Genomic DNA, 6,241 nt, shown 5'->3' with positions numbered 1-6,241 from the left:
GGGCAACGCGCACTTGCTCTCTCCAATGCAAACCGTAATAAAACATGGGAGACAAGCAACTCTATTAAGTTCACTCAAGAATCAAACACTACACTAGATTTGTTGCCGCCGACTGCAGACTGCGCCAATCCATCGACAAATCGGTATCGTGAGCCATACCAATCATTGAGGAGCTCGCATGAAACTTTGGTATCGCCACTCGGTCAGCGGCTAAGTGTCCCGTCGACAGTCCTTCGAGAGTTGGCTCATTTCGGTAGCCGGCGCCAACAAGTCATGGGCAAGAAGCTTCTCCTGCAGCGGGAGTTTGACCCGTCGCGGTTTGAGGAAGCCAAAGAATCTGCCTTCACGTTCGGAAGGGCTTTGTTCGCGCGCCTTCACCATTCATTTCGGCTTGCATTGGAAACAGTAATCTTCTCCCGGCATGGCCAATTGAAATTCTCAGTAGCGAACACTTTTCTGAGCCCAGCGTAAGTCATGATCACGCGGAATCGACACGGCTACCTATATGGAATCTTTGTCGACATCCGCGTGGGTAATTCCTGCATCCCCAAAACAATTTCCCGTCGCGCCCTTCGCGCTCGACCATCTTGATGCTGCAGGACGGACAAGTCGGCACCATGTAATCACCCTCTGTCGCCACCGCTAGTAGGCGATGTTGACTCTCAGGTGTAAGCGCAGCAATCCGCGAGAGGATCTGCTCGCCACTCATCAATTCAAGCGGATTGTCTTGCGCGAATTGCAAGGCTTCTGCCGTATACCGCCCCGTTGCCATGAAGATGCCTTTAGGCACACGCTGCGCTGCCATGACGCCGAGCAGTTCGCGCACCGGCTTGACCCCGACGGTGTAACTGTTCCAGGCCTTGCATTGCACGATGGCGACGGGCTCCTCGGAGCCTGGTGCATAGAGCGTTGCGTCGACACCGCCACCCGGGGCGCCGCTTCACCTCGCGGGCAGATTCTGCAGGCTGGGATCAGGGCCGCGCTCATGCGCCGTGAGATAAGCGGCCACATCTGCCAACAGAACGCCTTGGCGACCTCCTGCGTTGGGGGTAATGCGCAGCGTGCACGTGCCACGGCTCAGCGCCTTGCGAAGTCCACCGGGTGTCGTGCCCAGCAGTTTGTGAAGCGCGGGGTCAGAAAGCGACAGCCACGGCGCGTATTCTTGGGCAAGCAGTTGGTCGAAAATTTCGGCGGGAGTCATTTTTGCTCTCCTTCAGTTGATATGAGGGAGAACAGGGCACACGGGAAATTCGATTTCGCCGCAAAACTGGCGGAATGCGAAGGCATCGTGTTTTATCCAAATAAATAACGGCATTCGTAACTGAAAATCCTACAAAGCGCCTGTAAAAAGATTGAAAATTTTTTTATAGGCGGCGTGCCGGCGGCTGAGCTGGGTTCAGATGCGCCGGTTCTTGCACTGAATCCAGCGGCAGGCACGAGCGCTGGGGCGTATATGCGGGTCCCCCGCGGTTGCGCAATGAGAATGCGACCTAGGCAATCTGTGGGGCGCATCTTGGCTGCCCACTCTTGGTAAGGGGGCGTGGCGGGCTGTTGGGCACTCCTTGCCGAACTCACAGCGCACTATGTTCACAAACATGCGTTCGGCGTCCAAAACGATTGGCACGGCCTGGTCGGTTTGCCTCCACTTTCTCTGCTCATTGCGCCAAACAGACAGGCGCTATGAAGTACCGACGTCTTGAGCAGAGAGCCGTTCTTCAACGCGACCGATGATGTCGCTCGCCGCAATGCCAAGACCTCCGGCTATGCGCAAAATCAAGGCCAGGGACGGCTGGCGCTCGCCGCGCTCCAGCTTGCCGTAATAGGAACGGTCAACGTTCGCCCGCAATGCGAACTGGTCTTGCGCGATCGACTGCCGCACCCGTTCGGCGCGAATGACCTCACCGAAAACGGCGGCAGCCATTGGCTCGAACGAGGTCGCGCGGCGCGTGGGGGACTGAGGCTTGGCAGCAGAAGGTGAACGTTGGGGCACAGACAGAGGATGCCGACCGTGCTACTCTATTGGCCACGGTATATATGCCGTATTGCACAGAATGACCAAACCTTGTCGCCATGCCGAATCACCCTCCACCTAAACGCCCAAACACCTCGATTGCGCAAGAAAAGTCAGAGCCGGCGCCCAATGCCATGCAGGAGCGCTCAGGCCGCGCGAAGCTCGTGGCGCCGGTTGTCGCGCAACCACCGGCCGCCGCACTCCCTTGCAATCTCACAGACGCGCTGCTGGAACTGGTCGCGCGCGATCTGGACACAGTGTTGGACGAGAATGGGGCCGAGGATCCGGATAGCCAATTCCTGATTGCGCCCTTGGCCCTCGTCTTCCACATCCTTGTCGGACAGCGCAATGGCGCCGGGTTCACGGTGTCTCTGGAAGATTTTTTGCCCATACTGCGAGACTATCGGGCGGAAATCGGGTTGGAGCTGTTAAAGCGCCGGGCAGGCGTGCAGTTCAACCCAGCCACGATGACAACAATATTCAGCCAACGCGAAATCACCTTCCATTTTTAGCGCTGCCCCAACATCCCTGACAGACTCGGGGCCGCAGGAAACAACCCAGGCGGAATTTTGAGCCTAATAATTTGCCAGGGCGTTGTTGCGCGGCTTCCGAACGACCGATCGCAGTACCAAGCGGCCGTGCATCACGATGGCGTGGAGGCGCGCTGCGGGGCGATAAATGGCCCTCTGGCAGAGGAGATGGCGGATTTGCTGAGCTTGCCGCTTGTTCAGCAAGTAAATGCGCGCGACATCGTGCAACCAAGCATGTCCTCCATCTCCATCCTGAGCTAAGGCCTGCCGATTCGTGCGCGCTTGCTGGAGGGAGCCGCCTTTGGCGGGAGGTGTGGCGTTCAGCCGCACCTCGCCCGACCCCGGCAGGGGGAGGGCCAGGGGAGCCACGAAGGGCGAGTTGGACACAGCCCGCAGGGGCCTGCACCGTACAGGTGCAGGACGACGACGCGTGAGCGGTCGGCGCTGTGGCAACGAGAGGCGGCCCAAGCCGCCGGACCTGAAGTGGGGGCGGAGCCCCCGCCCCGGCGCGAAGCGCTCGGGCACCCTGGTTGACCCGAAGCCGCACAGCGGCAAGGGCAAGCGGCTGGGATTGCCGAGAGGCAAGGCCAGGCGCGCAGGGCCGCCCCGTTCAGGGGCGTGTCTCAAGCAGGGTGCCCGAGCGTCAGCGAGGGGGCGGCGGCAAGCAACGCGCGCAGGCGGCGCAGCCGCCGGAGGCAACACAGCCGCGATGTGAGGGGCGTCCAGCCCCGAAAGCCTCGCTCAACCCGCTAGGGCGGCGTCCAGCCGTCCGCCGCAGGCGGATTGGAAGAGGCGGCAACGCTGATGGGGCGCAGGAGCCGCAGGCGACGAAGTGCGGGTTGGTGCCGTGCGTTTACCGCACGCGCAACACGGCGATCGCATAAGGACACGTGCGGTAAACGGATACCGCACGCGTGATTTGCGGTAAATGGGCCCGGGCGGCGTTCGGTATGAGCCAAGATATTTTTTGCACGGGTGTCCTGTTCAGGCAATGCAGATTTCCGGAGATTGCTATGAACGACGTCGGCCTCGACTTTGATTTTGAGCTCAACCCAAACCTCGACACCAACCCCAAACTGAACCCGAACAATGGAGTCCATGCCCGCTCGATCGGCCTCGTGCAAGAGGCTGCGGCGTTGGTGTGGACAGCTCGCTGGGGTTATACATCCTCGACCGTGATCGCCATGCTCACCAACAAACAAGCGCCCCCGCGCTTGGTGAAAGCTAGGCTTCTGAAAAAGGACGCCATGCGCAACCCGCGGGCTGCGGCGCAGGCGGGGTTGACCTTGACGCCTGCTGGACTGAGGCGCGCCGAAATCCTGCTGCAACGGGTGCGCCAGCACACGGTATTCTCGCAACTGGCAGAACAGCGCGGCTTCGGTCCGTTGTTGTTGGACCGCTCCGCCCCGAGGCTTCAAGGTGGCCGGATGCGCTCATGGACGTTTGACCATGACATCAAGCTGCAAACTCTGGTCGCAAGCTGGACGCGGGAGTACTACTCCCAGCTTGAAACCTTTACCCGGTTTCAGCCGGTTGGCTTGCGGACCACCGCAGAGCTTGAGCGGGCCATCCGGCGTCCCGGCGACCGGATCGTCGATTTCCAGCTGTTTGCCCCACACCCAGATGGCTTCGGAAAGTCGCGTTTTCATCTGGAGTTTGAGAATTCCAGGAAAAGGCAGGATGAGGTCGACCGCATGCTGGCGCAATGGAGCTACTTGCTGGCCAACACCGCAGCGAATGTGATGGTGTTATGTGGCGACAGGATGTTGTTCAAGGCGTGGCAGAGTGACACCACCAAGCTTGATGTCCCGGCTTATGTGCGAACGGATCAGCGCAAATGGCGCAAAACCGATCGGAACCTTGCCATTGACCTGCCGAGGGAGCGGTTCTTCGTGCAACGGGTGAATTGGGACGCGGTCAGGCAGTTGATCGCGCACCCGCCGCGGCGGGCATGAGAACGGGGCCAAGGCCGCCGACAGGATGCCGCTGGACCCCGACGCACTGCCGGCATGCGGTGCAACGCCCTCGACGTCGGACCGCTGCTTCGCAAGGATCGATGGGCACGAGTGAGCGCCCCACATATATCCTAGGAAATAGATCTTATTTCTTAGAAAATAGGAAATAATTTCTAAGAAATATCCCCGAGTTACTGCTGGAGCGGATCGGGAGGATCGGCCTGCGGCGAATGACTGATCATCGGCCTTTGCGATCACCCACGCGATCAAGTCGTAAGGTGTGGGCGCCGATGCCAATTTGAGCCGTGCTCCGGGTTTGCGGTGAGCCGGTCGGAGCGCAGCGAAATTCAAGCTTGACGCCGCGTGCAACTCCCTTGCCAAGGTTCAGTCGCCGATCGGCATGTGGCTCAATTCGGCATCGGCATCAACAGCAGCCCTTCAAAGCGCAAGTTCGGTAACGTCGCGTTGGACTGCTCCGGGCCAATTACAGATTGAGTGTTGTCACCCCAACTTCTGAGCCAGCTTCGCTGCGTCCATATGTGTGTACCGCTTCAGCATCGAGAGGCTCTTGTGTCCGGTCATGCTCGCAACTTCCATGGTGCCTAAACCCTTCTCAAAGAGCCGGGAAGTTGCCTCGTGGCGCAGATCATGGAAGCGGAGATCGTGCAGGAACATGTCGGTCTTCTCGATCTTCTCGTACAGCGCCACGGTACGGGGGGATGGCTGACGCTTCTTGTAGACCAAAGCGCGAACTTCCGACGTCCCGTCGATGCCGCGTTGATTGAGCTCTTCGCGAAGTCGATTGAGAACATGGGCCTTGCGCGCCCGTGTGCGCAGGCGGCCCCAGATTGGCTCGAAACTGTCGGTGCGTGTCCACGTAAACACCCGTCCGTCCAAACGACGCGGCAGTGCCTGCAACGCCTGCATGGCGGCGCTAGATAACGCGACCGTCCGACTCTCGCCGTTCTTGGTCATCGGCAAATGCGCGATGCGCTGCGTCAGATTCACATTCGCCCACCGCAGTGCCAATAACTCACCCAGGCGCATGCTGGTTTCAACGGCCAGCACGATGATCTCGCGTAAACCGGTGGCCGTAGTCGCCTCAGCTTGCAGCGCCTCGAGTTCGCCGGGACGCAGCCTGCGGTCACGAGATGGCGGCGCTGGAGGCTTCTTGACCTTACGAACGGGGTTACCGCCCGGCAGTTCGATGCTCAGATCGCCTTCGGTAAACGTGAACAGCGCCGACAACGTATTGATGTGGTGCCTGACTGTCTGAGGAGCGAGACCTCTGGCCAGCAGTTCATCACGCCAGGCCGACACGTCAACGCTGCGCACATTGGCAAGGAACAACGAACCGAAGCGCTCGTTGACCGCGGTTATGTAGGCTGCCGCGCTCCTGCTACGTAGGTTAGGCAGCGCTGTATCCCTGTAGCGCGCCACGACATCCGCAACCGTTGTTCTAAGCGCATCCTGGCGCAGAACTGCAACATTCCCGCGCTGCAACTCACGCTCCACCTCGCGGGACCAAGTTTCGGCATCTCCCTTGAGATCAAAGGTTCGCGAGACCGAAGGCGCCCCCTTGCGCCGAACCTTTGCTTGCCACGACTTGCTTCCGTCAGCGTTTTTTCGTTCGGTGATTGATGCCATCCTCGCCTCCAATGTCCCGCCAGTGTCCCAAATTCACTATTGATAAGCAATGAATTCAAGTATAAATGCGGCTTCAGAGAGATAAATATTTACGCCTT

6 protein-coding genes and 1 pseudogene are annotated in these 6,241 nt (G+C 59.5%); 2 read left to right on the top strand and 5 right to left on the bottom strand.

Annotated features, from left to right (window positions below):
• Window positions 1-478 precede the first annotated feature (478 nt).
• From AC2VLV_RS09170 to AC2VLV_RS09155, 4 genes and pseudogenes are all read right to left on the bottom strand, one after another.
• Window positions 479-619, bottom strand: a complete 141-nt coding sequence (locus tag AC2VLV_RS09170; protein WP_486989701.1) for a topoisomerase DNA-binding C4 zinc finger domain-containing protein — start codon at window positions 617-619, stop codon at window positions 479-481.
• Window positions 620-697: 78 nt separating this feature from the next.
• Window positions 698-919 (bottom strand): annotated as a pseudogene (locus AC2VLV_RS09165) (restriction endonuclease); the annotation flags it as partial.
• A gap of 21 nt (window positions 920-940) precedes the next feature.
• Window positions 941-1,201, bottom strand: a complete 261-nt coding sequence (locus AC2VLV_RS09160; RefSeq protein WP_486989696.1) for a hypothetical protein — start codon at window positions 1,199-1,201, stop codon at window positions 941-943.
• Window positions 1,202-1,678: 477 nt separating this feature from the next.
• Window positions 1,679-1,921 (bottom strand): helix-turn-helix domain-containing protein, encoded by a 243-nt coding sequence (locus AC2VLV_RS09155; protein WP_486989695.1) that lies wholly within the window; start codon window positions 1,919-1,921, stop codon window positions 1,679-1,681.
• A 149-nt stretch (window positions 1,922-2,070) separates the two neighbouring features.
• On the opposite strand from AC2VLV_RS09155, the gene AC2VLV_RS09150 reads away from it, so the two are divergent.
• Both AC2VLV_RS09150 and AC2VLV_RS09145 read left to right on the top strand, forming a co-directional pair.
• Entirely contained in the window at window positions 2,071-2,523 is a 453-nt protein-coding gene (locus tag AC2VLV_RS09150; RefSeq protein WP_486989694.1) for a hypothetical protein, read from the top strand.
• Window positions 2,524-3,554: 1,031 nt separating this feature from the next.
• On the top strand, window positions 3,555-4,496 hold the full coding sequence (locus AC2VLV_RS09145; RefSeq protein WP_486989693.1) for a hypothetical protein: 942 nt from the start codon (window positions 3,555-3,557) through the stop codon (window positions 4,494-4,496).
• A gap of 501 nt (window positions 4,497-4,997) precedes the next feature.
• On the opposite strand, the gene AC2VLV_RS09140 is transcribed toward AC2VLV_RS09145, so the two are convergent.
• A complete protein-coding gene (locus AC2VLV_RS09140) occupies window positions 4,998-6,143 on the bottom strand; it encodes a tyrosine-type recombinase/integrase (RefSeq protein WP_486989692.1) in 1,146 nt (381 codons plus the stop codon).
• Window positions 6,144-6,241: the final 98 nt, after the last annotated feature.

The organism is Thiomonas sp. TH-17 (genome assembly GCF_057473305.1).
The sequence above is the reverse complement of the archived record's forward strand: the minus strand, read 5'-3'. Positions and strand labels throughout refer to the sequence as shown.

Excerpts from the sequence above, each read along its gene's own strand:
- AC2VLV_RS09170 (WP_486989701.1), bottom strand. The coding sequence starts at position 619 with ATGGTGCCGACTTGTCCGTCCTGCAGCATCAAGATGGTCGAGCGCGAA.
- AC2VLV_RS09160 (WP_486989696.1), bottom strand. The coding sequence starts at position 1,201 with ATGACTCCCGCCGAAATTTTCGACCAACTGCTTGCCCAAGAATACGCG.
- AC2VLV_RS09155 (WP_486989695.1), bottom strand. The coding sequence starts at position 1,921 with ATGGCTGCCGCCGTTTTCGGTGAGGTCATTCGCGCCGAACGGGTGCGG.
- AC2VLV_RS09150 (WP_486989694.1), top strand. The coding sequence starts at position 2,071 with ATGCCGAATCACCCTCCACCTAAACGCCCAAACACCTCGATTGCGCAA.
- AC2VLV_RS09145 (WP_486989693.1), top strand. The coding sequence starts at position 3,555 with ATGAACGACGTCGGCCTCGACTTTGATTTTGAGCTCAACCCAAACCTC.
- AC2VLV_RS09140 (WP_486989692.1), bottom strand. The coding sequence starts at position 6,143 with ATGGCATCAATCACCGAACGAAAAAACGCTGACGGAAGCAAGTCGTGG.